This is a genomic window from Streptomyces sp. RG80, from assembly GCF_040446465.1.
Taxonomy (GTDB): Bacteria; Actinomycetota; Actinomycetes; order Streptomycetales; family Streptomycetaceae; genus Streptomyces.
The window spans coordinates 51,794-74,173 of sequence record NZ_JBEAAJ010000002.1; the positions used below are offsets into that span (position 1 = coordinate 51,794).

The window sequence follows — 22,380 nt, forward strand, 5'->3', positions numbered from 1 at the left end:
CCGGCGGCGCCCGGGTACCCGGGCGCCATGACGTACGACCTCGAAGGACCACGACTGCCGCCCGCCCGGGGACCGGTCTCCGCAGCCGTGTCGGCGTACCTGCTGGGCGCCGGCCCCCTGCCCGACGACGACGAGGTCGCGCGCGCGGGCGTCTACGGCGACGATCTCCAGCTCGCCCTCTACCTCTGCTACGAGCTGCACTACCGGGGCTTCGCGGGCGTCACGCCGGACCCCGAGTGGGACCCGGAGCTGCTGCGTACCCGGGCCGCCCTGGAGCACCGGTTCCTGACGGCCCTGCGCACGGACACCGCCGTGCACGACAGCGTCGAGGACGCGCTCGGGGAGCTCCTCGTCGAACCCGTCGAGGGCACCGGCGTCAGCCACTACCTGCGCGACGAGGGCGAGCTGTGGCAGCTGCGCGAGTACGCGGCCCAGCGCTCCCTGTACCACCTCAAGGAGGCCGACCCGCACGCGTGGGTGCTGCCGAGGCTGTGGGGGCGGGCCAAGGCGGCGATGGCGGCGGTGGAGTTCGACGAGTACGGCGGCGGCCGCCCCGACCGGGTGCACGCGCAGCTGTTCGCGGACCTGATGACGGATCTGGGCCTGGACACGACGTACGGGCACTATCTGGACGCGGCCTGCGCGGAGCTGCTGGCGACGGTGAACCTCATGTCGCTGTTCGGTCTGCACCGGGCCCTGCGGGGCGCCCTCGTGGGGCACTTCGCGGCGGTGGAGGTCGCCTCCTCGCCCGGTTCCCGGCGACTGGCCGAGGCCATGCGGCGCACCGGGGCCGGGGCGGCCGCCGAGCACTTCTACGACGAGCACGTGGAGGCCGACGCCGTGCACGAGCAGGTCGTGCGCCACGACGTCATCGGCGGGCTGCTCGCCGAGGAGCCGCACCTCGCGGCCGACGTGGCGTTCGGCGTCGACGCCACCGGACTCGTCGAGGACCGTTTCGCCGACCGGCTGCTGGCCGCGTGGCGCTCGGGCCGGTCGTCGCTGCGGACACCACTCGACGCCGAAACTGCCCATATCTCCTGAATGTCTGGGTACTCAAGCGGAATGACATGGGTACGCCCGGGCGCCGCCGACCGGTCGCGGAACGCGGTGTGCGCGACACGGTGCAACGCCCTGCCGGCCGGGCTTCGGGTCCGCACCCGGCGCGGAAACCTCTTCGCGCCCGTCGCGGGCCGTGCCGGCCGCCTCGTACTGGACCGGATCTGCGGCGAGGAAAAGGCCGCGGTGACGCGGCGCCGCCGGATCGCCTTCGGTCCGGTGCTGTCCGCTCGGGAGGGCCGGCTGCGGGACCGACGTCCGCTGTCCGCGGCCGAGAACGACGAGGAGTTGGTGGTGGTCCGTGCCGCACTCACCCGCTGACCCGCCCTGCCGCATCAGGCTGGAGCGCCGCGGCCCGCTGCTGGTGGAAGGCCCCGTCGAGGTCGAACTGGAGGACGGGACCACGGTCTCCTCCGACCGCTTCCGGGTGGCCCTGTGCACCTGCCGCCGCAGCCGCCGCTACCCGTGGTGCGACACCAGCCACCGCGACCGGGCCTAGGACCCTGGGCCTCGCCCCGCGTGTCGGCCGGGCACCAGGGCCGCTCCCACACCACCCACACGTGCCCGTCGGAGCCGTGGTGGATGCGCAGGTCGTCGGCGACGCCGTGCGGGGGCAGCCCGTTCGCTCCGCTGTCGTGGGCCCGGTCCAGGGTGATCAGCCCGTCGCCCCTGTCGGCCACCGCGACGCCCCCGCGGTTCGCCGTCAGGACACAGACAGCTTGCTCACCCGGCGGCCGGCGTCGAGCAGTGAAGTCGTGAACCACGCCGGCGCCTCGATGACCGCGGCCGTCGCCGCGGTCTGCCGCCGCGACGGGCGAAACGGGTCGTGAACTCCATCTCCAGCGCGGGCTCCAGCAGCCCGAACTGGGTGAGCAGCGGAGGCTCCCCGGAGGAAGTACGTACCGGCGTGCCCACGGCCAACTCCCTGTTTCGACAGCGGTGCAGCCGAGGGCCGGGGCGGAGCTGGGCTATAGAAAAACCGACTAAGAGTCAATAACTCCCGGCCAAATTCACCAAGTTGAGTGAACCAGATCTTGGGTCGGGCCCCTCAGGGATGCACCGGAGCTCCCCGGGGTACCTACCGAGATCGAATACCCGCCCCAGTCGAGGTGGAGTCCACATGACACCGGATTCCGGCGACCGAGCCCCCGGATCTCCCGAGGGCGCCTGCGGTTCCGGGCCTCCGGCGCCGAGTCCGTACGCCCGCACCTACCGGCACGGCCCCTTCACGGTGGTCGAGGCCGCGGGCGAGATCGACATGGCGACCGCCGGCTTGCTCGCCGTACATCTGGACGCCGCGACCGAGCGCGCGCGGCCGGACGTCCTGGTCGATCTGCGCACGGTCGACTTCTTCGACTGCTCAGGTCTGCGGGTCCTGTGCCGGGCCGACTCCCGGGCCCGGGAGCAGGGCGGGCGGCTGCGGTTGGTCTCGGAGAGTGCACGTATACGACGGCTGCTGCGCGCCTCGGGGTTGCTGGGCCGTTTTCCGCCACTGCCGGACATCCCGGCGGACCCGGGTTGATCCGAAGGCCGGCCGGGCGGCCCCACTCCGCCCGACCGGCCCCGTACGAGATCGCAGGGTTTCCCGCGTCAGGGCTCGCGCTCCCCAGCCACGAGCCGCTGTCCGTGCACGGTGACCGTGCGACCCCGGTCCCTAGAAGGTGAAGAGGCTGGTCCCGTGGGTGCTCTTCACGCACTCGTTGGCGAAGGTCCGCTCGTAGGAGACGCGTCTGCCCTGCCAGACGCCGTCGACGGTGACGACCACGGGGTCGTACTCCTTGGTGCACATCACGTCGTCCCGGCCGGCCAGCGCGTCGAAATCACCGCCGACGCCGCGCAGTTCGGCGCAGGCGGCGGCCGCCGCGGGATGGCTGCCGGACGACGTCGGCGCGCACGTGAGGGTCACGGCGCGGGCCGGGGTGGCGAGGGCGGCGGTGTCGCCGTGGCCCACGGTGAGGACCAGGGCCGAGGGGGCGTAGAGCGAGTCCGGGGCGGCGAGGGCGGTCCCGGTGAGGGGGCCGCAGACGGCGGTGGCCGTCAGAGCGAGGGTCGCTGCCCAGCGCGCGGTGTTCCGCATTGTGTGCATCCTTCCGCTGATACGGGGGTGGTGCCGGGCCCGGCGCGATCGGTGCCGGACCGGCGAGCGGGAGTCTGCCGAGTCCGCGGCCGAATCTCACATCGACCCCCTGTGTTTCAGTAACCTTGCGTGTTGAATCAGTGGCGCGAAGTCACGTAATTCGAACGTGTCAGCGCCGGAACCACGCGGTTCTTGATCGTTCCAACCGACCGAATGGCCGGTTCACACCGCCTGGGCAATCGGCCTGAAACATTCCGGTTGAGCTCTCGGCGGACTCCTCCGCGACCCCTTGTGTTCATGCTCCTGCGAGTAATCGTCATTACATGATTACGACAGAGCAGCGAGAGAAGTTGCGCGGCTGGTTCGCCGGCCGTCTGCCGGACGATCTCTTCGAGGCGCCGCCCGAGCTGACGGTCGACCGCGAGGAGATCACCGTGATCGGCCGCATCTCCGGGCCCCGGCTGACCGAGGGAGTTTCGGCCACCGAGCGGGAGGCCGCCGTCCAGGGCCGCATCCAGGAGTTCCGGGAACGCACCCGGGAGGCCCGGATCGAGGTGGCCCGCGAGGCCGAGCACCGGTTCCGCCGGAAGGTCTCCTGGGGTGTGGAGTGCGACGGGGAGCGCGCCCTGTTCACGCATGTGGCCGCGCCCGTCATGACCCGGCTGCGGCAGCCGGAGCGCCAGGTCCTCGACACGCTCATCGCGGGCGGGGTGGCGCGCAGCCGCAGCGACGCGCTCGCCTGGTGCGTGCGCCTGGTCCAGAAGCACACCGACGACTGGCTGGGCGAGCTGCGGGAGTCACTCGAACACGTCCAGCGGGTGCGGGCCCAGGGCCCCGACACGGAACCGGAGGACGCGCCCACGGACACCGAGTGATGGAGGTTTCGCACACCCACGACCCGAAAGATGGATGAACAGTCCTCTGGTGCGGCTCTCGGCCACGGCCGTACCGTCGGCAGACCCCCGAGAGGACGGCATCCGCTCCCACCGCACACCCACGCGACAGGAAGCGGCCGTCCCCTCACCCCGCTCCCCCGCGCCACCACGCGCTCCACCGCCGGTCCCCACGTTGGAGCCCCCTTGTCCCCGCAGCCCGACACCTCCGCCGCGCCGTCCCTGACCGAGGTCGAGACGCACGGCGTCGACCGCATCCCCGACGCCGAGCGCAGCGCGACCCCGCTGGACCTGTTCCGGCTCGCCTTCGGCGGCGCCAACACGTTCTCCACCTGTGTGCTGGGCGCCTTCCCGATCCTGTTCGGCCTCTCCTTCTGGCAGGGTCTCGCGGCCACCCTCCTCGGGGTCGTCGTGGGGGCGCTGATCCTGTGCCCGATGGCGGTGTTCGGTCCGGTCAACGGCACCAACAACGCCGTCTCCTCCTCAGCCCACCTCGGTGTGCACGGCCGCGTGGTCGGCTCCTTCCTCTCCCTGCTGACCGCGATCGCGTTCTTCTCCATCTCCGTGTGGAGCTCCGGCGACGCCCTGGTCGGCGGCGCCCACCGGCTCTTCGGCCTGCCCCGCACCGACCTGTCCTACGTCGTGGCGTACGCGCTGTTCGCCTGTCTGGTCCTCGCGGTGTGCGTGTACGGCTTCCGGTTCATGCTGTTCGTCAACAAGGTCGCGGTGGCGGCGGCGAGCCTGCTGTTCCTGCTCGGCGCGATCGCCTTCGCCGGCGACTTCGACCCTGGTTACGCGGGGGTCTTCACGGACTCGGCGGACGCGGCCACGCAGTCGCTGTTCTGGCCGTCCTTCATCGGCGCGGCGCTGATCGTGCTCTCCAACCCGGTGTCGTTCGGCGCGTTCCTCGGCGACTGGTCGCGCTACATCCCGGCGAGCACGCCGCACCGCAAGGTGATCGGCGCGGCCTTCCTGTCGCAGATCGCGACGCTGCTGCCGTTCCTGTTCGGCCTGTCGACGGCGAGCATCATCGCGGCGAAGGCGCCGGACTACGTCGACCCGGCCGCGCCCGACTTCGTGGGCGGGCTGCTGGCGATCTCGCCCGGCTGGTTCTTCCTGCCGGTGTGTCTGATCGCGCTGATCGGCGGCATGTCGACGGGCACGACGGCGCTGTACGGAACGGGCCTGGACTTCTCCTCGGTCTTCCCCCGGCTCTCCCGCGTGCAGGCGACGCTGTTCGTCGGCGTGCTGTCGATCGCGTTCATCTTCATCGGCCGGTTCGGGCTCGACCTCGTCCAGTCGATCTCGACCTTCGCCACGATGATCATCACCTGCACCACACCGTGGATGGTGGTGATGATGCTGGGCTTCTGGACCCGCCGCGGCTGGTACGACCCCGACGCCCTCCAGGTCTTCAACCGCCGTCAGCGCGGCGGCCGTTACTGGTTCGCGCACGGCTGGAACTGGCGGGGCATGACCGCCTGGTGGGTGTCGGCGCTGATCGGTGTGCTGTTCACCAACATCCCGGGCCAGTTCGTCGGACCGCTGGGCGATCTCGCGAGCGGCGTCGACATCAGCCTGCCGCTGTCGCTGGTGGTGGCCGCGGTCCTGTTCCTGACACTGCTCAGGCTCTTCCCCGAACCCCGGGCCGTGTACGGGCCCGAGGGCGCGCGCCTCGCCCGTACCGTCGACGTGCCGGTGCCGCCGATCACCGGACCGGGCGCGGAGTCGGGCGAGCCGGAGCCCGTCGCGGTGGCGAACGGGAGCTGACCCCGGTGTTCTGACCGGCGTTTACTCGCCAGTATCGTCGGAGCGCAACGCGTTCTCAGCGACGAGAGGCGGGACGTACGGATGGCGAAGCACTGGGCCGACTTCCAGTACGAGATCTATCTGAACGGCATGTCGGGCGCCGTCCCGCGGCTGCCCACGGATCTGACCCGGCTGGAGGAGCTCACCGAGCAGCGCCTCGGCCCCGGCCCGGTCGGGTACGTGGCGGGCAGCGCGGGCGACGGAAGCACCGCCCGAGCCAACCGGGCCGCGCTCCAGCGGCGTCGGATCGTGCCGCGGATGCTGCGGGACGTCCATGAGCGCGATCTGTCGGTCGAGGTGCTCGGCCGCGCCCTGCCCGCCCCGCTGGCCCTGGCGCCGGTCGGCGTGCTCTCGATCATGCACCCCGGTGCCGAGCCGGCCGCCGCCCGGGCCGCCGCCGCGCAGGGTGTGCCGTACATCCTGTCCTCGGCGTCCAGCACACCGATGGAGCAGGTCGCGGAGGCGATGGGGGACGCCGAGCGCTGGTTCCAGCTGTACTGGCCGAAGGACCCCGAGGTGGGCCTGAGCTTCCTGCGCCGGGCGAAGGCGGCGGGGTTCACCGCGCTCGTCGTCACCCTCGACACTCCCCTGCTCGCCTGGCGGCCGCGCGATCTGGACCAGGCCTACCTGCCGTTCCTGCACGGGGTGGGCACCGCCAACTACTTCTCCGACCCGGCGTTCCGGGCGGGCCTGGCCAAACCGGTGACCGAGGACCCGAACGCGGCCGTGATGCACTTCGTGGGGATGTTCGCGGACCCCGGCAAGACCTGGCCGGACCTCGCGTTCCTGCGCGAGAACTGGGACGGTCCGATCGTCCTCAAGGGCGTCCTGCACCCGGACGACGCCCGGGCGGCCGCGGACGCCGGGATGGACGGCGTGGTGGTCTCCAACCACGGCGGCCGTCAGGTCGCCGGGTCCGTGGCGGCGGCCGACGCGCTGCCGCGGGTCGCCGAGGCGGTCGGAGACCGGCTGACGGTCCTCTTCGACAGCGGGATCCGCACCGGCGACGACATCTTCAAGGCACTCGCGCTGGGCGCCAGAACGGTGCTCGTCGGGCGGCCGTACGTGTACGGCCTGGGCCTGGACGGACAGCCCGGCGTCGAGCACGTCATCCGCTGTCTGCTCGCGGAACTGGACCTCACCCTCGCCCTGTCCGGGCACGCCTGCCCGACCACCGTCGGGCCCGCCGACCTCATCGAGGACCCCGTATGACCGCCACGAAGAACGTGCTCGTCGTCGTCGCGCCCCACGTGGGCGGCCGACGTCCGGGTGCCGGGCTCGCCACGCTGTTCCCGGGCGAGGCGGACGTCACCGTCGTGGAGTCGGTCGACGAGGACCCGGCGGCGCTCCGGGCGGCCCGGGTGATCATCACGGCGCTCGCGCCGGTCACGGCCGAACACCTCGCCGACGCGGCGGCGTTGGAGCTGGTGCAGTGCGCGAGCCACGGGTTCGACTACGTGGACGTGGCGGCCGCGCGGGCCCGGGGCGTGGCCGTGTGCACCATCGGCTCCAGCGGCGCCGAGGCGCAGAACGTGGCCGAGCAGACCTTCGCCCTCATGCTGGCGCTGGCCAAGCAGTTGGTCCCGGCGCACACCGCGCTCGTCGAGGCCGACTGGGCGCTGCCCCGCCTCCAGCGCTCCCTGACCGAACTGTCGGGCAAGACGCTCGGCATAGTGGGGCTCGGGCAGATCGGGCGGGAAGTGGCCCGGCGGGCGGTCGCGTTCGACATGTCCGTCGTCTACGCCGGGCGGCGCCGGGTGCCGGAGGAGACCGAGGCACGCCTCGGCGGCGCCCGCCATGTCCCGCTCGAGGAACTGCTGCGGACTTCCGACTACGTCTCCCTGCACACGCCGTTGACCGACGGGACCCGCCATCTCCTGGACGCGGAGCGGCTCGCGCTGCTGAAGCCGACCGCGTTCGTGGTCAACACCGCGCGGGGCGCCCTGATCGACCAGGACGCCCTCGCCGACGCCCTGGAGAAGGGCGCCCTGGCCGGTGCGGGCATCGACGTCTTCGACCCCGAGCCGCCCACCCCGGCCCTGCGGTTGCTGCGCGCCCCGAACGTGGTGCTGTCGCCGCACGTCGGGGGCGTCACCCGCGAGACGGTGGGGCGGATCGCCCTGGCCGCCGTCCGCAACGCGACCGGCCACCTGGCGGGCGAACCGCCCCGCGACGTCGTGAACTAGACGGGCCCCCCGACGGACCGGGCGGACGGGGCGCCGGTGTCCGGGATCGAGAGCGCGCCGGCGCTGGGCGACACGGGGTCCGTCACCCAGCGCTGTCCGTCGGAACCGTCACGCACCTTGACGACGATGTCGGCGTCCGCCGCCCCGGTGGTGGAGGTCAGGGCGAGCTGCTCGTCCCAGCGGGTGAGGAACTCGCCCTGCACGGTGATGTCGTAGCGCACGTCGTCCACACGCCTGCTCTTGTCGTCCGCGCACGTCCCGAGGACGACCACACCGGCGTCCACGTGCGAGTCGAGGCAGAGATCGGGGTCCGCGGCGCTGCGCAACCGCCCGTCGGTCTCGTACGTCCACTTCTGGGTCTCCGCGTCCGAGCAGGTCTCCAGTTCGGTGCCGGCTCCCTTGCGCACCTCGCCGCGGATGTCGAGACAGAGGTCCGCGCCGACGTTCCGCAGCCGGGACTGCCTCGGCACGATCGGGAGTTGCGCGGTGCCGGGCGGTGAGGTGGACACGCCGCCCGAGGCCGACTCGCGGCCTCCGGACGCGCTCGTGGAGGCGGCCGGCTCGGTGCTGCCGTCGTCCGACCACACGTTCGCCGCCAGCATGCTGGCGAGGAGTCCCGCGGACGCGAGACCCACTCCGGTGAGCAGTACCCGTGAGGGCCTCGGACCCTCCGGAGGACGGCGGCCGGGAGTGGGGATACGGGACAGCAGGCGACGGCGGCCGGCGCCGTGCCGGGCGCCGCCCCGGCCGCGCGGGCCGGTCTCGGAGCGGCCGGGCCGGGAGTCGAGGTAGCGGCGGGCGCCCCAGCCGAGCACGGCCTCGGCGAGCAGCACCCCGAGGCCGCCCTCGAAATGGCTCAGTTGCTCGGCGGCGAAACGGCAGTAGCGGCACTCCGTCAGATGCTGCTGCACATCCGGCAGCAGGGCTCCGCCCCGGCGAATCGGGACATCAAGGAGGCGGTTGTAGAACCGGCAGTCCTTGGTCGGCGCGAGTTCCCGATGGGCATGTACACAACCCTCGCGGAATTTTTCCCGCGCCTGTTCGAGAGCGGCCGACGCGGTGTCGGTATCCATCGCCAGCAGCCCGGCGGGGACGGCAATGGACTCGGCCTCGACCTCGGTGTGCCAGAGCAGACAGCGGGCGAGTCCGGGCAGGGCCTGGAAAGAGCGCTCGGCGAGTTTCCGGTTTTCGGGCGTCATGGACTTCGCGGCCCGCATACCGCGGCCGCCGGCCGGTTTCCCGAGATCCGGCAGAACACCGGATATTCGCTCCTCGGCCGACCACTCGCGGACCGTGTCACGCGCCCGCACCAGAAGGCGCGGGCGCAGGGCGGTGGCCTGCTCGCCGAGCGCCAGCCGGTCCAGGACCTGGTGGAAGGCGGCGGCGGTCACCATGGCGGCGACGTCCGACCGGGCGGCGAGGCAGATCACGACGTATTCATGAACCGGCTGCCAGTGGCGCGCCATCAACAGCGCGGCCGCCTGGGCCGCCTCGCCGTCCGTACGACCCCTGAGCAGAGAGGCGAGGTCGTCGTCGGATTCCCCTGTAGCCCCGCCGGGCGGCGGGTAAGGAGGGCGAGGGGGGTGGGGGGTGGGCACTGAGCGGTTTCCTTCCCACGCGCAGGTGACTCTGAGAAGTTCTGCTCGCCGAAAAAGTCGGGGATTGGTGCATACCTTTTTGGCGAGGCGCGAGGAGTACGAATTCACCAACGACCCATCCGCCCGGGTTCCCCACCGGACGAAAGAAGACCCGGCCATTACCCCCCGCACGGGTAGTTCACCTTTGCACAAGCAGGTCATGACCAACAAGGCACTTGAGCAACATCCGTTTCGTTGAAAGATAGTCAGAAACGGTCGCGACGCAGGTCGCCCACCACGGCCCGCGGCATTTCAGGCGCCCCGTGTGAAACACGCGCACGCGCCGGAGCGACGCGCACGCTCCCGGCGCGCACCACCCCGTAGTGCACTGGTACCGGCCCCTCCAAGGCCACGCGCGGGACGGCGGCTCTCCTGCGCGAAACGGCCGCCGACCCCGATCCTCCCGCCCTCGGTCGGCGGCCCCGAGGGTGGGACGGGGTCGGCCCCGGCCCCTGTCTCTGCCCCTATATCTGCCAGGAGCGCAGCCGGTCGGCCGCGCCGTAGACGTCGGCCTTGCCGGAGATCAGATCGCGGGCCAGGTCCACGATTGCACCGTAGGGCGGGTCGATGCCGACGCCGCTGACGAACATGTACGCCACCGCCGTCGCACAGGCGAAGCGGGCGTTGGCGGACGGCAGGGGCTTGAGCAGGGCGAGGGTGTGCAGCAGGGCGGCGGCACGCCAGGCCGGGTCGGAGTCCACGCCGAGGCGGGGCGGGTCGACGCGGTGCCGGGCGACGGCTGCCACCAACGCGGAGAAGTCGTTGATCGTGGGCTGCTCGGGCAGGACCTCTTCATGCCGCTGGAGCAGCCAGGGCACGTCGATGTGGACGACGGGAGCCATGGGTCAGCCGACCCGCCCCTCGTCCTTGACGGCCGGTTCGTCGTCGGGGAAGGCGGCGGCGAACTCGTCGGCGTGGGACGCGAAGAACCTCCGGAAGGCCTCCGCGCCCTCCTGGAGCGCCCGGTGCCGCGCGATGTCCGCCGCGGCGGCCTCCCGCACGAGGGCCTTCATCGACGTACCGCGTTCCTTGGCGATCTGCCGCAGGTCCTCTAGCTCACGGTCACTGAACTCCACATTGAGAGCTGGCATGCCCTTCACGGTACCGCCGAGGTACTTACCCGTAAATACCTCCAGCTCAGAGCCGATGAACCCAGGTACCGAACCCTCCCAGCGCCATGTCCGATTCCCGCCAGCACGGACTCCTTCCGCGCAGCAGACTCGTCACGGACAGGAAGGGAACGGATCCATGACGACGTACACGACGCTTCAGAGCCCGCTCGGCGAACTGCTGCTGGTGGGCGGGGAGTCGGGGCTGGTCTCGGTGTCGCTGCCGGGGCAGCGCAGCGCGCCGCGCGTCGGCCCTCGGTGGCGGCGCGACGACGCGTCCTTCAGCGCGGCCGAGGAGCAGCTGACCGCCTACTTCGCGGGTCGGCTCACCCGATTCGAGCTACGGCTCGCGCCCGGCGGCACCGACTTCCAGCTGGGGGTACCCCCTCCGGGGGAGGGTGTGGCGGGCGCTCGACACCGTCCCGTACGGCACCACGACCACGTACGGCGCGCTCGCCGAGCGGCTCGGCGTGGCTCGGGCGGACACCCCGGCGGTGGGCGCCGCGCTGGGCGCCAATCCGCTCCTGATCGTGCGGCCCTGTCACCGGGTGATCGGCGCCGACGGCTCGATGCGCGGGTACGCGGGCGGGGTGGAGCGCAAGGTACGGCTGCTCACGCACGAGGGTGCCCTCCAACCGATGCTCGGATGATGACGACGACGGGAGGCACCGCCATGACACCCACCCTCACGCGGGCCCGGCAGCGCGTCGACCGGACCGACTGGGACGGGCTCGCCGCCGAACTCGACGAGCACGGCAGCGCGCCCACCGAGCAGCTGCTGACGCCCGCCGAGTGCCGTGACCTGGCCGCGCTCTACGAGAAACCGGAGCTGTTCCGGACCACCGTCGACCTGGCCCGGCACCGGTTCGGCTCGGGCGAGTACCGCTACTTCACCCACGATCTGCCCGCCCCGGTGGCCGCCCTGCGGGCCGCGCTCTATCCGCGCCTGCTGCCCGTCGCCCGGGACTGGGCGGCCCGGCTCGGCCGCCCGGCGCCCTGGCCGGACTCCCTCGAGGAGTGGCTGGAGCGGTGTCACACCGCCGGTCAGGACCGCTCGGCGCAGATCCTGCTGCGCTACGGCGCCGGCGACTGGAACGCCCTGCACCGTGACGTGTTCGGCGAGCTGGTCTTCCCGCTCCAGGTGGTGGTCGGACTCGACACCCACGGCACCGACTACACGGGCGGGGAGTTCCTGATGGTCGAACAGCGGCCCAGGGCCCAGTCCCGGGGCACCTCGACGGTGCTGCGCCAGGGCCACGGCCTGGTCTTCACCACCCGGGACCGCCCGGTGCGCACCAGTCGCGGCTGGTCGGCCGGCCCGATGCGGCACGGCGTGAGCACGGTCCGCTCGGGCCGGCGGCGGGCCTTGGGACTCGTCTTCCACGACGCGGCCTAGCGACACGTCCCGGAGCTCCCGGTGACGCGAAGGGGCTCCACGACCCCTTGGGAGGTCGTGGAGCCCCTGTCGACCGGTTCCGTCTACGCCTGGTCCGCCACGAAGGAGGCCATGCGGGTCAGGGCGGAGTTCCAGTTGATGGTGTGCTCGTTGGTCGACCAGGACTGGATGTCGTCGATGTAGCAGAACTGCCCGACGCAGCCCTGGAGTTTGCTCTGTGCGTAGGGGTCCTGGATGCTCGAGTTCGGGCCGCCGGCCAGGGTGCCCTTCGGCGGGTTCGGCTGGCTGGGGTCGAGCTGGTGGGCGTACCAACGGGCGTGCTGGTTGTGGGAGTTGACCTCGCCGTAGCCCGTCACGTACGACATGTTCAGCGTGTTGCGGCCGAACATGTAGTCCATGGTCTGCACGGCGCCGTCACGGTACTTGGCGCCGCCGGTGATGTCGTAGGCGGTGGCGATGACGATGCCGTTGTGCAGGATCTGATGGTTGGAGCCCCAGTCGTAGAGGTTGTCGGCGGGGGCGTACGGCATGCCGTAGGCCTGGGACTTCAGCGTGGCCAGGTAGCGGTCGGCGCCCTTGACGACCGACTGGCGCACCTTGTCGCGGCCGGGGAGTTTGCTGGGCACGGTGGCCAGGTCCAGTCGGGCCGCGGCGGCGGTGCGGGCCCAGTCGTAGCCGAGCGGGCCGAAGATGTCGGCGGTGTGCACGGGCGAGCCCAGCACGCGGTCCGCGTACGTCTTCTCCCCCGTCGTGAGATACAGCTCGGCCGCCGCCCAGTAGAACTCGTCGGTCACGTCGCTGTCGGGATAGGCGCCGCCGCCGGTGCCGTCGTTGGGGTCGGCGTAGATGTCCGGGTGGGCGAGGGCCGCGGTCCAGGCCTTGCGGGCGGCGGTGAGGGCCTTGGCCGCGAACGCCTTGTCGTAGGGCCGGTAGAGCCGGGCCGCCTGCGCGGCCGTCGCCGCCAGGTTCAGGGTCGCCGCGGTGTTCGCCGGATGCAGCTCGCGCTTCTGCGGGTCCTCGCTCGGCAGCAGGGGCAGGCCCGTCCATGCCTCGTCGTGGACCTTGTGGTGGGCCATGCCGGCCAGCGGCTGCCCGTCCGGCACCTGCATCTTCAGCAGGAACTCCAGCTCCCAGCGGGTCTCGTCGAGGATGTCCGGCACCTTGTTGCCGCTCTCCGGGATGGCGAGGGTGCCGTCGCCGAGCTTCGCGGGCTGTCCGGTGCGGGCGTGCAGGGAGCGTTCGTAGGTGCTCAGCAGCTCCCAGGTGGAGATGCCGCCGTTGACGACGTACTTGCCGTGGTCGCCGGCGTCGTACCAGCCGCCGGTGACGTCGAGGGTGTAGTCGCAGACGCCGGGCTGGCAGGGCACGTTCCCGTCGCCCTGGTTGGGCGCGACGTCGACATGGCCGGCGGCGCGGCCATAGCCCGGGCGCAGGTCGTCGCGGATCGCGATGCCGCTGCGCTGGGTGTAGTAGTACTTCGCCGCGTCCGTGCGCAGCTGCTCGTAGGCGCTCGCGCCGATGTCGAAGGGGCGGCTGGTCTCGCCGTCGGCGACCAGGGTGAAGCCCTTGCCCCGCTTCTTGTAGGCGCTGAAGTCGATCGAGTGGACGTTCTGCGCGGAGGACACGTCGGTGCCGCGCGGGGTGGTCGAGCCCTGGGCGACGACGGTGCCGGCGGCGTTCTTCAGCTGCCAGGGCAGCTTCGCGGTCGCGTCGGTGACCAGCGTGGCGTTCTTCGGCCCGGAGGGCAGATAGGCGACCTGGTTGACGCGTACCCGGGGCCCGGTGTCCGGCTCGTACACCTCGGGCGGCACCCCGCCCAGCAGCGAGGCGTCGTCCACGCAGAACCGCCAGGGGTCCGCGCTGCCGCCGATCTGGAAGCCGACCTGTGCCTGGGTGGCGTCGACGGGCGAGGTGAAGGTGTACGCGTAGGAGTCGCCCGAGACACTGAGCTGCGGACTGACCTCGAAGTAGGTGTCGTACGGCGCCACTTGGAGGCCCACGATCGCGCGGACCACATGGTCGGCGGGCGAACCATTCGCCTTGAAGGCGAACTTGTACGACTCCCCCTTGACCAGGGTGACGTCGTTCTGGCCGACGGCGGCGTCCCAGCGGTTGGTCGTGCCCCCCGGCACGTCCGCGCACAGCTGCCCGTCGGACAGGCCCGCGGTGACGTTGCTGGTCGCCCACCACGGTTCGGTGGTGGTGTCGAAGGTGCCGTTCTTGAGCTGTTCGACCTCCTCGGCGGCGGCCGGGGACAAGGGAGTGGCCACAAGTGCCGCTCCCAGCAGGGCCGTCAGGGACAACAGGGCGGTTCTGCGTCTTTTCACGTCCGGGCTCCTCGGTGAGCTGTGGGTGGCGCTCCCGATGGGAGCGCTCCCAATAGACGGTCGACCGCCATGCTTGTTGCAGGCATGACACCGCGTCAACGGTCCGGACGGGAACGGTTCCCGTCCGGACCGCGTGGCTCAGGCGGCCGGGACCTCCAGCCTGCTGATGCGGATCCCGCCCTGGACCTCGCCGGGACGGCCACTGGTCAGGGTCAGTCGCAGCCGGGAACCGCGGATCGCGTCGAAGGTGAGCACGGTGGGCTCGTCCGAAGCCGTCGCCCACTCGACGGCCGCACCTTGGACCTTCACATGGCGCTCGCCGTCCCAGACCTCGGCCTCGACCGAAGCCGGGAGGCTGTGCGTCGCGCTCAGCGTGAACGAGACCTCGACGCGGTCGAAGGTCCGGGTCCGGCCGAAGTCCACGGAGACCCAGTCCTCGGCCCTGGCCCCGTTGAACAGCGGCAGGAGGGCGGTGGCCGACTTGCTGAAGGCGTTGGACCACCCGGTGGCCGCGTCCCCGTCGAGCATGGCGGCGGGGAGGGTGTCGGGACGACCGGAGTAACTGGCGTCCGCGTGGGGGTGGTCGGGCGGCGCCGGGTGGTCCGGGGCGAACGCGGCCGGTGGGGTGGTCGCCGCCGACCGGGCCGGCTTGGCCCGCACGGTGACGGTGTCCCCCCTGAGGCCCTCCGCGCGGGCGGTCACCTTCAGCGCGCCCGGCTCCGCGCCCGACCGCACGATCGCGAGGGCCTTGCCGTGGAAGGCGGTCCGGGTGCTTGCCTGGTAGCGCTCGGCGCTCTCCTCGCGGCCGTTGTCGAGTCCGGCGAGCGAGCCGCCCTTCACCTCGAAGGAGATCAGGTTCTCGGCGTCGGGCACGACGACGCCGCGGGCATCGACGATGTCCGCGGTGACGAAGACCAGCGAACGCCCGTCCGCGGCGACGGACTTGCGGTCCGCGCTCAGCCGTACGGCGCGCGCCGGTCCGGCCGTGCGCAGCACGTCGGTGGCGACCACCTTGCCGCCCCGCCGGGCCACCGCCTTCAACTCGCCCGGCGCGAACGGCACTTTCCACGTCAGATGGAGCTTGCCCGCGCTGCCGTTGGGGCTGGTGTAACTGCCGGGGTAGGGACCGTCGGTGAAGGTCTTGTCGTCGCCGGTCGCCTCGGTGGTCTCCAGGTAGGGCCGGCCGTCGACGGTCTTCTTCGTGTCGAACTCCCTTGTTCCCAGGGACTTTCCGTTGAGGAACAGCTCGACGGCGGCGACGTTGGAGTAGGCCCACACCTCGACGGTGTCGCCCCGCGCGTGGTTCCAGGTCATCGGCAGCAGATGGACCATCGGCTCGTCGGTCCACTGGCTCCGGAAGAGGTGGTACATGTCCTTCGGGAAGCCCGCCGTGTCGACCGCGCCGAAGAAGGAGGCCTTGACCGGGAAGACGTCGTACGGCGTCGGCTCCCCGATGTAGTCGATGCCCGACCACAGGAACTGCCCCGTGAACCACTTGCGGTCCCGGTCCTTCTTGTGCCCGTACTCGCCGCTCATCGTCCAGGAGGCGAGGTTGTTGTCGTACGAGGACGTCGACCGCTTGCCGGGGGTGTGGTTCTCGCCGGTGTTGAGGTGTTCAGGCTCCTGGTAGGCGCCGCGGGTGGAGGTCTCCGAGGACGACTCCGACTCGAAGAGGAACAGGTGCGGGTAGCGGGCGTGCAGCGCGTCCACCGACTTGGCGGTGTTGTAGTTGAGGCCGAGGCCGTCGAGCTTGGCGAGGATCAGGTCGGCCGGGGTGCCGGGCGCGGGGACGCTGCGGTGCCGGTGGGAGCCGATGACGATCGGGCGGGTGGCGTCGAGCGCCTTGATGCCGGCGAGGAGACGGTCGGCGATGGTCAGGCCCGCGGTGGACGTGAACTCGGAGATCTCGTTGCCGATCGACCACATGATGACGGCCGGCGAGTTGCGGGCGGCCCGCACCATCTCCGCGATGTCCCGGTCTGACCACTCGTCGAAGAACCGGCCGTAGTCGTAGCGGGTCTTGGGGCTGCGCCAGCAGTCGAACGCCTCCACCATCATCACGATCCCCAGTTCCTCGCAGACCCGGATCATCTCCGGCGAGGGCGGGTTGTGGGAGGTACGGAAGGCGTTGACGCCCATCGACTTCATGATGGTCATCTGGCGGCGGATCGCGTCGACGCTGACGGCGGCACCGAGGGCGCCGAGGTCGTGGTGGAGGTCGACGCCCTTGAACTTGGCGTGGGCGCCGTTGAGGTGGAAGCCCTCGTCGGGGTCGATGCGGAAGGTGCGGATGCCGAAGGGGGTGCGGTAGGTGTCGACCGTCCGGCCGTCGCGGCGGACCTCGGTCAGCAGGGTGTAGCGGTACGGATCGTCGAAGTCCCACAGCCTGGGTTCCGGGACGGTCAGCTCGTGGGTCTCGGTGGCCTCGGTCGCCTGGTCGGTGAGGTCGACCGTGGTCGAGGCGCGGGTCACCGTACGGCCGCGGTCGTCCTTGACGGTCGACCTGATCTCGAGGGGGCTCGCGGTGCCGGACTCGTTCACCACCGTGGTCTCCACCCGGACCACGGCCCGTTCCTCGGTGACCTCGGGTGTGGTGACGTACGTGCCCCAGCGCTTCACGTGGACCGGCTCGGTGATCACGAGGCGGGCCTCGCGGTAGATGCCGCTGCCCGAGTACCAGCGGCTGCTCGGGAGCCGGTTCTGCACCTTGACCGCGATCACGTTCTCGGTGGTGCCGTCGGTGTGGAGCAGGTCGGTGACGTCGAGGGCGAAGCCGGTGTAGCCGTAGGGGTGGCGGCCCACCTCGGTGCCGTTGCAGTGGACGGAGGAGTCCATGTAGACGCCGTCGAACTCCACCGAGATCCGCTTGCCGGCGTAGGCGGGCGGCAGGGTGAAGGCGATGCGGTACCAGCCGAGGCCGCCCGGGAAGAAGCCGGTGCCGCTGGTGGTGCCGTTCTGGGTGGTGGGAGCGAGCTCGATGCTCCAGTCGTGCGGGACGGCGACCCGGCGCCACGCCGAGTCGTCGTAGGCGGGGTCGGCGGCACCGGCGTAGGCGCCGGTCGGGTCGGTGATCCCGCCCGGGTTGACCAGCGCGAAGCGCCAGCCGTCGCGCAGGGCGACCGTGGCGCGGCCCGCGGCACCCCCGGCGGCGGCCTCGGCGGCCAGGGCGGCCGAGGGGCTCAGGAACGCTCCGGACGCGGGCGCGGCGGCGGTGGCGATCAGGACAGATCTGCGAGTGACCGTCATGGTGTGCGGCTCTCTCCCTCATCGGGGCCCAGAAGTACTCACAACTGATCGTGAACACACAGATTCTGACGCCGCGCCACACAGGACCGTCAAGAGTGCGATCGCCTCCGTCCGTCCCGCGCGTCACAACGGCCGGTTGTCCCCTCTTGACCCGTGCCGCCCGGTGCCCGGGGGGTTCCCGTCCGCGCGCGAGCGTGACGGACTAGGCTGGAACTCAAGTGACGTGCCTGTTCACTGTGAGTGTCCGCGATGGAGTGGCGACGATGAGCCCGGACTACCCGTTCGACGATGCCGCGACGGCACGGGCTGTCATCGACGACCTCGGCACGGTCCGCGAGTGGAACGCCGGCGCCGAGCGTCTGCTCGGCCACCCCGCTCTCGAGGTGGTGGGCCGCCCCGCCACAGACCTGCTGGTCAGCGACGGTCCGGACACCGTCTTCACACCCGAGGGACCGCGCTGGGACGGCACCGTCACGCTCCGCCACCGCGGCGGCGGCACCGTGTCCGTCTGGCTGCTCGCCCACCACAGGCGCTCCCAGGACGGCGACCCCGGTCACTGGCTGGTGGTGACCCCGCTGGAGGGCGGCGGCCTGCGCTCCCCCGGCGACCCGCTGGCCACGGCCGCGCTCGTCCAGTCGCCCTGTGCCGTCGCGGTCTACGACGAGCGGCTGCGGCTGAGCCGCGTCAACGACGCCATGGCCGAGGTGATCGGGCTGCCCGAGGACCGCATCCGGGGTCTCAGACTCTCCGAGATCGGTGGCAAGCCGCAGAGCGCGGAGCTGGAACGGCACCTGCTGCGGGTGCTCACCTCGGGGCGGGCCGAGGACATCCAGACCTACATGCGCACCGGCGGCGAGGACCGGGCGCACGCCTGGCTGGCCCGGATGGCGCCGGTCACCGACGGCACCGGACGGGTGCGCGGGGTGTGCCTGGCGGCCCACGACTTCACCGAGAACTACCTGGCCCGCGAGCGGCTCCAACTGGTCAACGAGGCCAGCGTGCGCATCGGCTCCACCCTCGACGTCACCCGGACGGCGCAGGAGCTCGCGGACGTCTGTGTGCCCGCGCTGGCCGACTTCGTCAGCATCGACCTGCTGGACCCCCAGGAGAACGGCGACCCGCCCCCGGCGCTCACCGCACCGGTCGGACTGCGGCGTGCCGCACACCAGTCGATCAACCCCGGCTGCCCCGAGGCCGTCGTCAAGCCCGGCCAGCTGGAGCCGTACCCGGCCGGCTCGCCGCAGGCCGACTCCCTGGTGGCGGGGCGCACCATCGTCGCCACGGTGTCCTCCGGCGAGCTCGACCAGTGGCTGTCCTGGGACCAGGCGCGCGGCGAGCGGGTGCGGGAGTACGGCATCCACTCGACGATGTCGGTGCCGATCCAGGCCCGCGGCCTGACCCTCGGGGTGGCGGTGCTGACCCGGTTCCGGCGGCCGGACCCGTTCACGGCCGACGACGTGCTGCTGGCGGAGGAGGTGACGACCCGGGCGGCCGTCTGCGTCGACAACGCCCGCCGCTTCTCCCGGGAGCGGGAGACGGCACTCGCCCTCCAGCGCAGCCTGCTGCCGCGCAAGCTGCCGCGCACCGCCGCCGTGGACGCGGCCTCGCGCTATCTGCCGGCGGCGCGGGCCGGGGTGGGCGGCGACTGGTTCGACGTGATCCCGCTGTCCGGGATGCGGGTCGCGATGGTCGTCGGGGACGTCGTCGGGCACGGCATCCAGGCCTCGGCCACGATGGGCCGGCTGCGCACCGCGGTACGCACTCTCGCCGACATCGACCTCGCCCCCGACGAGCTGCTCACCCACCTCGACGACCTGGTGGTACGGCTGTCCGCGGAGGCAGGCGGCGAGGGCAGCCCCGGGGAGGTCGGCGCGACCTGTCTGTACGCGGTCTACGACCCGGTGTCACGGCGCTGCACGCTGGCCCGGGCCGGGCACCCGGCGCCGTTGATGATCGCGCCCGGGGGCACGCCCGAACTCGTCGACCTGCCGTCCGGTCCGCCCCTGGGCGTGGGCGGGCTGCCCTTCGAGTCCGCCGAGCTGGACCTGCGCGAGGGCACGGTGCTGTCGTTCTTCACCGACGGCCTGATCGAGTCCCGGGACCGGGACGCGGACGCTGGTCACACGCTGCTGCGCGAGGCCCTGTCGGGCTACTCCGAGTCGCTGGAGGAGACCTGCGACCGGGTTCTGCACGCGCTGCTCCCGGCGGGCGGCTCCGCCGACGACGTGGCGCTGCTGCTGGCCCGCACCCGGGGGCTGCCCGCCTCCCAGGTCGCCACCTGGCACATCCCCGCCGACCCGGCGCTCGTCGGCCCGATCCGCAAGCAGGTCGTCGACCAGCTCGGCACCTGGGAGCTCCTGGAGGCCTCGTTCACGGCGGAGCTGGTGGTGAGCGAGCTCGTCACCAACGCCATCCGGTACGGCGCGCACCCCATCCGGCTCCGGCTGATCCACGACGCGACCACGCTGATCTGCGAGGTCTCCGACACCAACCACACCGCCCCGCATCTGCGCCGCGCCAAGACCTGGGACGAGGGCGGCCGCGGGCTGCTCCTGGTCGCCCAGCTCACCCAGCGGTGGGGCAGCCGGCACACCACCGAGGGCAAGACCATCTGGGCCGAGATCGGTCTGCTCGAAGGGGACGACTGAGGTCTCGGGATCAGCTCCGGTCGGCCAGCCACGGTCGCACCCGCCTGCGTGCCTCGTGCAGCCGTGACTTGAGCGTGCCGAGCGGGACGCCGACCCGTTCGGCGGCCTCGGCGTACTCCAGCCGGCAGATGTCCCGGTAGACCAACGGGGCGACCAGGTGCGGGTGTTCGCGCTCCAGCCGCTCCAGCGCCTCCAGGAGGTCGACACGGGAGCCGGCGATGACACTGGTGGTGCGGGGGTCGACGTACCGAGCGGCCTCGACGGGGGCCGGCTGTTCGGCCGAACGGCGTTTCAGCTCGCGGTACTTCTGCCGGGCGCAGTTGGCGACGACCGTGTGCAGCCAGGTGCTGAAGCGGCTGCGGCCCTCGAACGTGCCGATCTTCCGGGCGACTTGGAGCAGCACGTCCTGCGCGGCCTCCTCCGCGTCCTCCCGGCAGGGCAGGAACCGGCCGCAGCGCCGGACGACTTCGGGCCGGATCGCCGCCAGCAGTTCGTCCAGAGCGGCTTTGTCACCGGCCGCGGCGCGCGGGGCGAGGTCTTCGGTCGAGGACGGCACGATGCGCTCCCCTCGGTGTGGATCGCGGGGCAGGCATGATAGTCGTATGCACTCCGTCGAGCGCATCGGCCGCTACCGGATCGAACGCCCCCTGGGCACGGGCGCGTTCGGGACCGTGTGGCTCGCGCACGACGACACCCTAGAAGCGCCGGTGGCCGTGAAGGTCCTGGCGGACAACTGGTCGCACCGGCTGGACGTCCGCGAACGCTTCCTGTCCGAGGCGCGGTTGCTGCGCCGGGCCGCCTCACGGCTGGTGGTTCAGGTCCACGACATCGGTGAACTCCCCGACGGACGGCCGTACTTCGTGATGGAGTACGCCGACGGCGGCACCGTCGCCGAGCTGCTCGACGACGGCCCGCTCCCGGTCCGGGAGGCGCTGCGGCTCACCGCGCTCGCGGCGCGTGGCGCGGCCGCGCTGCACGAGGCGGGGATCGTGCACCGGGACATCAAGCCGTCCAACCTGCTGCTGCGCACCGGCCCCGACGGCACCCGGCAGGTGCTGCTCGCCGACCTCGGGCTGGCCAAGACCCTGGCCGAGGCGTCCGGGCTCACGCTGGCCGCCGGTTCGGCGGGTTACCGGCCGCCGGAGCAGGCCGAGCCGGGCGCGGGCATCGACGCGCGGGCCGACGTCTACGGCCTGGGCGCGGTCGGCTACCACCTGGTCACCGGGACGGTGCCGGGCGCGCCGGGCAGGGTGATCCGCCCCGACCGGCTGCGCGCGGGCCTGGATCCGGGCGTACGGCGGGCCCTGATGCGGGCGCTGCGGCCGGACCGGGAGCGCCGCTGGCCCGGTGCTGCGGCCTTCGCCGAGGAGCTGGAGCGGCTGGTGTCAAAGCCGCGGCGCCGGTGGCGCCGGCGCGGGCGGCTGATCGGGCTGGGCGTGGGGGTGGCCGTGGCCGCGGCGCTGGCCGCCCTCGCCGCGGCCTTCGCGCCGACCGGCCACGGGTCCGCGCCGACCGCATTGCGGGTCCAGGACGCCACCGGCCGGGTGAGCGCCGAGGTACCCGTGGCGTGGAGCGGTCAGCTGCGTGACTCGGGGTGGGACCCGGGGACGCTCGGCCTGCCGGCGGGGCACCAGCCGGGGTTCGGTGTCGCGGACCACCTGGCCCGCTGGCAGGATCTCGGCGCGGATGTCGACGGCATGTTCGCCGGCCTGGTCGGGCCGGGCGACGTCACGGCGCTGGTGAACGCCCTCGCCCATCCCGGCTGTCACTACGCCGGTGCCCGCGACCACACCCTGTCCGGGTGGCACGGCAGGGTCCGCACCTGGACCGACTGCCCCGGCGGCGGTTCCGTGGTCGAGGCCGGGCTGACTCCGCCGGACGGCGGCGGGCAGCCGCAGGTGTATGTGCAGATCCGGCAGAACGGTGAGCCCTCGGACATCCGGCGCGTGCTGAGCTCGGTCCGGGTCCGGGGCTGATCGACACGAACTTTTCCGGC

General features: G+C 72.0%; 17 protein-coding genes and 2 pseudogenes. 12 read left to right on the forward strand and 7 right to left on the reverse strand.

The features are described 5' to 3' along the window. Window positions 1-27: 27 nt before the first annotated feature. The 4 genes and pseudogenes from ABKA17_RS06110 (at window position 28) to ABKA17_RS06125 (ending at window position 2,578) form a co-directional block, all read left to right on the forward strand. Entirely contained in the window at window positions 28-1,041 is a 1,014-nt protein-coding gene (locus ABKA17_RS06110; protein WP_353690824.1) for an iron-containing redox enzyme family protein, read from the forward strand. Between the two features lie 33 nt (window positions 1,042-1,074). Then, window positions 1,075-1,377 (forward strand): annotated as a pseudogene (locus ABKA17_RS06115) (class I SAM-dependent methyltransferase); the annotation flags it as partial. Continuing rightward, the gene (locus ABKA17_RS06120) at window positions 1,358-1,555 is read left to right on the forward strand and encodes a CDGSH iron-sulfur domain-containing protein (protein WP_353690825.1); all 198 of its coding nucleotides are present in this window, start codon (window positions 1,358-1,360) and stop codon (window positions 1,553-1,555) included. The pseudogene ABKA17_RS06115 and the gene ABKA17_RS06120, both read left to right, overlap by 20 nt. A gap of 621 nt (window positions 1,556-2,176) precedes the next feature. Continuing rightward, window positions 2,177-2,578, forward strand: a complete 402-nt coding sequence (locus ABKA17_RS06125) for an STAS domain-containing protein (protein ID WP_353690826.1) — start codon at window positions 2,177-2,179, stop codon at window positions 2,576-2,578. Between the two features lie 132 nt (window positions 2,579-2,710). Here ABKA17_RS06125 and ABKA17_RS06130 read toward each other — a convergent pair whose 3' ends face one another. Further along, entirely contained in the window at window positions 2,711-3,133 is a 423-nt protein-coding gene (locus tag ABKA17_RS06130; RefSeq protein WP_353690827.1) for a protease inhibitor, read from the reverse strand. A gap of 323 nt (window positions 3,134-3,456) precedes the next feature. Here ABKA17_RS06130 and abmR point away from each other — a divergent pair, with 323 nt between their 5' ends. The 4 genes from abmR (at window position 3,457) to ABKA17_RS06150 (ending at window position 8,021) form a co-directional block, all read left to right on the forward strand. Next, on the forward strand, window positions 3,457-4,008 hold the full coding sequence (gene abmR, locus ABKA17_RS06135) for an ATP-binding transcription factor AbmR (RefSeq protein ID WP_353690828.1): 552 nt from the start codon (window positions 3,457-3,459) through the stop codon (window positions 4,006-4,008). 204 nt (window positions 4,009-4,212) lie between these two features. Continuing rightward, entirely contained in the window at window positions 4,213-5,796 is a 1,584-nt protein-coding gene (locus ABKA17_RS06140; RefSeq protein ID WP_353690829.1) for a purine-cytosine permease family protein, read from the forward strand. An 81-nt stretch (window positions 5,797-5,877) separates the two neighbouring features. Next, window positions 5,878-7,047 (forward strand): lactate 2-monooxygenase, encoded by a 1,170-nt coding sequence (locus ABKA17_RS06145; protein ID WP_353690830.1) that lies wholly within the window; start codon window positions 5,878-5,880, stop codon window positions 7,045-7,047. Next, window positions 7,044-8,021, forward strand: coding sequence for a 2-hydroxyacid dehydrogenase (locus ABKA17_RS06150; RefSeq protein ID WP_353690831.1), 978 nt, complete (start codon window positions 7,044-7,046; stop codon window positions 8,019-8,021). The genes ABKA17_RS06145 and ABKA17_RS06150 overlap by 4 nt, the downstream gene beginning before the upstream one ends. Here the strand turns inward: ABKA17_RS06150 and ABKA17_RS06155 are convergent. From ABKA17_RS06155 to ABKA17_RS06165, 3 genes are all read right to left on the reverse strand, one after another. Then, window positions 8,018-9,619, reverse strand: a complete 1,602-nt coding sequence (locus tag ABKA17_RS06155) for an RICIN domain-containing protein (protein ID WP_353690832.1) — start codon at window positions 9,617-9,619, stop codon at window positions 8,018-8,020. The two genes, ABKA17_RS06150 and ABKA17_RS06155, sit on opposite strands and share 4 nt — an antisense overlap. Before the next feature lie 503 nt (window positions 9,620-10,122). Continuing rightward, window positions 10,123-10,500, reverse strand: coding sequence for a toxin Doc (locus ABKA17_RS06160; protein ID WP_353690833.1), 378 nt, complete (start codon window positions 10,498-10,500; stop codon window positions 10,123-10,125). 3 nt (window positions 10,501-10,503) lie between these two features. After that, window positions 10,504-10,749, reverse strand: coding sequence for a hypothetical protein (locus tag ABKA17_RS06165; protein WP_353690834.1), 246 nt, complete (start codon window positions 10,747-10,749; stop codon window positions 10,504-10,506). 157 nt (window positions 10,750-10,906) lie between these two features. On the opposite strand from ABKA17_RS06165, the pseudogene ABKA17_RS06170 reads away from it, so the two are divergent. Beyond that, a pseudogene (locus ABKA17_RS06170) lies at window positions 10,907-11,417 on the forward strand (methylated-DNA--[protein]-cysteine S-methyltransferase). A 23-nt stretch (window positions 11,418-11,440) separates the two neighbouring features. Further along, window positions 11,441-12,163, forward strand: a complete 723-nt coding sequence (locus ABKA17_RS06175; RefSeq protein WP_353690835.1) for a 2OG-Fe(II) oxygenase — start codon at window positions 11,441-11,443, stop codon at window positions 12,161-12,163. Between the two features lie 83 nt (window positions 12,164-12,246). On the opposite strand, the gene ABKA17_RS06180 is transcribed toward ABKA17_RS06175, so the two are convergent. Both ABKA17_RS06180 and ABKA17_RS06185 read right to left on the reverse strand, forming a co-directional pair. Continuing rightward, a complete protein-coding gene (locus tag ABKA17_RS06180; protein WP_353690836.1) occupies window positions 12,247-14,490 on the reverse strand; it encodes a glycoside hydrolase family 9 protein in 2,244 nt (747 codons plus the stop codon). A 138-nt stretch (window positions 14,491-14,628) separates the two neighbouring features. Beyond that, window positions 14,629-17,736 (reverse strand): glycoside hydrolase family 2 TIM barrel-domain containing protein, encoded by a 3,108-nt coding sequence (locus ABKA17_RS06185; RefSeq protein WP_353690837.1) that lies wholly within the window; start codon window positions 17,734-17,736, stop codon window positions 14,629-14,631. Window positions 17,737-17,999: 263 nt separating this feature from the next. On the opposite strand from ABKA17_RS06185, the gene ABKA17_RS06190 reads away from it, so the two are divergent. After that, the gene (locus ABKA17_RS06190) at window positions 18,000-20,384 is read left to right on the forward strand and encodes a SpoIIE family protein phosphatase (RefSeq protein ID WP_353690838.1); all 2,385 of its coding nucleotides are present in this window, start codon (window positions 18,000-18,002) and stop codon (window positions 20,382-20,384) included. 10 nt (window positions 20,385-20,394) lie between these two features. On the opposite strand, the gene ABKA17_RS06195 is transcribed toward ABKA17_RS06190, so the two are convergent. Further along, a complete protein-coding gene (locus tag ABKA17_RS06195) occupies window positions 20,395-21,006 on the reverse strand; it encodes an RNA polymerase sigma factor (RefSeq protein WP_502994151.1) in 612 nt (203 codons plus the stop codon). On the opposite strand from ABKA17_RS06195, the gene ABKA17_RS06200 reads away from it, so the two are divergent. After that, window positions 20,987-22,360, forward strand: a complete 1,374-nt coding sequence (locus ABKA17_RS06200) for a serine/threonine-protein kinase (RefSeq protein ID WP_353690840.1) — start codon at window positions 20,987-20,989, stop codon at window positions 22,358-22,360. The genes ABKA17_RS06195 and ABKA17_RS06200 overlap by 20 nt on opposite strands. The last annotated feature ends 20 nt before the right edge of the window (window positions 22,361-22,380 follow it).

Coding starts and splice junctions, on each gene's coding strand:
- ABKA17_RS06130 (WP_353690827.1), bottom strand. CDS start 3,133: ATGCGGAACACCGCGCGCTGGGCAGCGACCCTCGCTCTGACGGCCACC.
- ABKA17_RS06195 (WP_502994151.1), bottom strand. CDS start 21,006: ATGCGCTCGACGGAGTGCATACGACTATCATGCCTGCCCCGCGATCCA.
- ABKA17_RS06185 (WP_353690837.1), bottom strand. CDS start 17,736: ATGACGGTCACTCGCAGATCTGTCCTGATCGCCACCGCCGCCGCGCCC.
- ABKA17_RS06145 (WP_353690830.1), top strand. CDS start 5,878: ATGGCGAAGCACTGGGCCGACTTCCAGTACGAGATCTATCTGAACGGC.
- ABKA17_RS06160 (WP_353690833.1), bottom strand. CDS start 10,500: ATGGCTCCCGTCGTCCACATCGACGTGCCCTGGCTGCTCCAGCGGCAT.
- ABKA17_RS06175 (WP_353690835.1), top strand. CDS start 11,441: ATGACACCCACCCTCACGCGGGCCCGGCAGCGCGTCGACCGGACCGAC.
- ABKA17_RS06165 (WP_353690834.1), bottom strand. CDS start 10,749: ATGCCAGCTCTCAATGTGGAGTTCAGTGACCGTGAGCTAGAGGACCTG.
- abmR (WP_353690828.1), top strand. CDS start 3,457: ATGATTACGACAGAGCAGCGAGAGAAGTTGCGCGGCTGGTTCGCCGGC.
- ABKA17_RS06200 (WP_353690840.1), top strand. CDS start 20,987: ATGCACTCCGTCGAGCGCATCGGCCGCTACCGGATCGAACGCCCCCTG.
- ABKA17_RS06150 (WP_353690831.1), top strand. CDS start 7,044: ATGACCGCCACGAAGAACGTGCTCGTCGTCGTCGCGCCCCACGTGGGC.
- ABKA17_RS06190 (WP_353690838.1), top strand. CDS start 18,000: ATGAGCCCGGACTACCCGTTCGACGATGCCGCGACGGCACGGGCTGTC.
- ABKA17_RS06125 (WP_353690826.1), top strand. CDS start 2,177: ATGACACCGGATTCCGGCGACCGAGCCCCCGGATCTCCCGAGGGCGCC.
- ABKA17_RS06110 (WP_353690824.1), top strand. CDS start 28: ATGACGTACGACCTCGAAGGACCACGACTGCCGCCCGCCCGGGGACCG.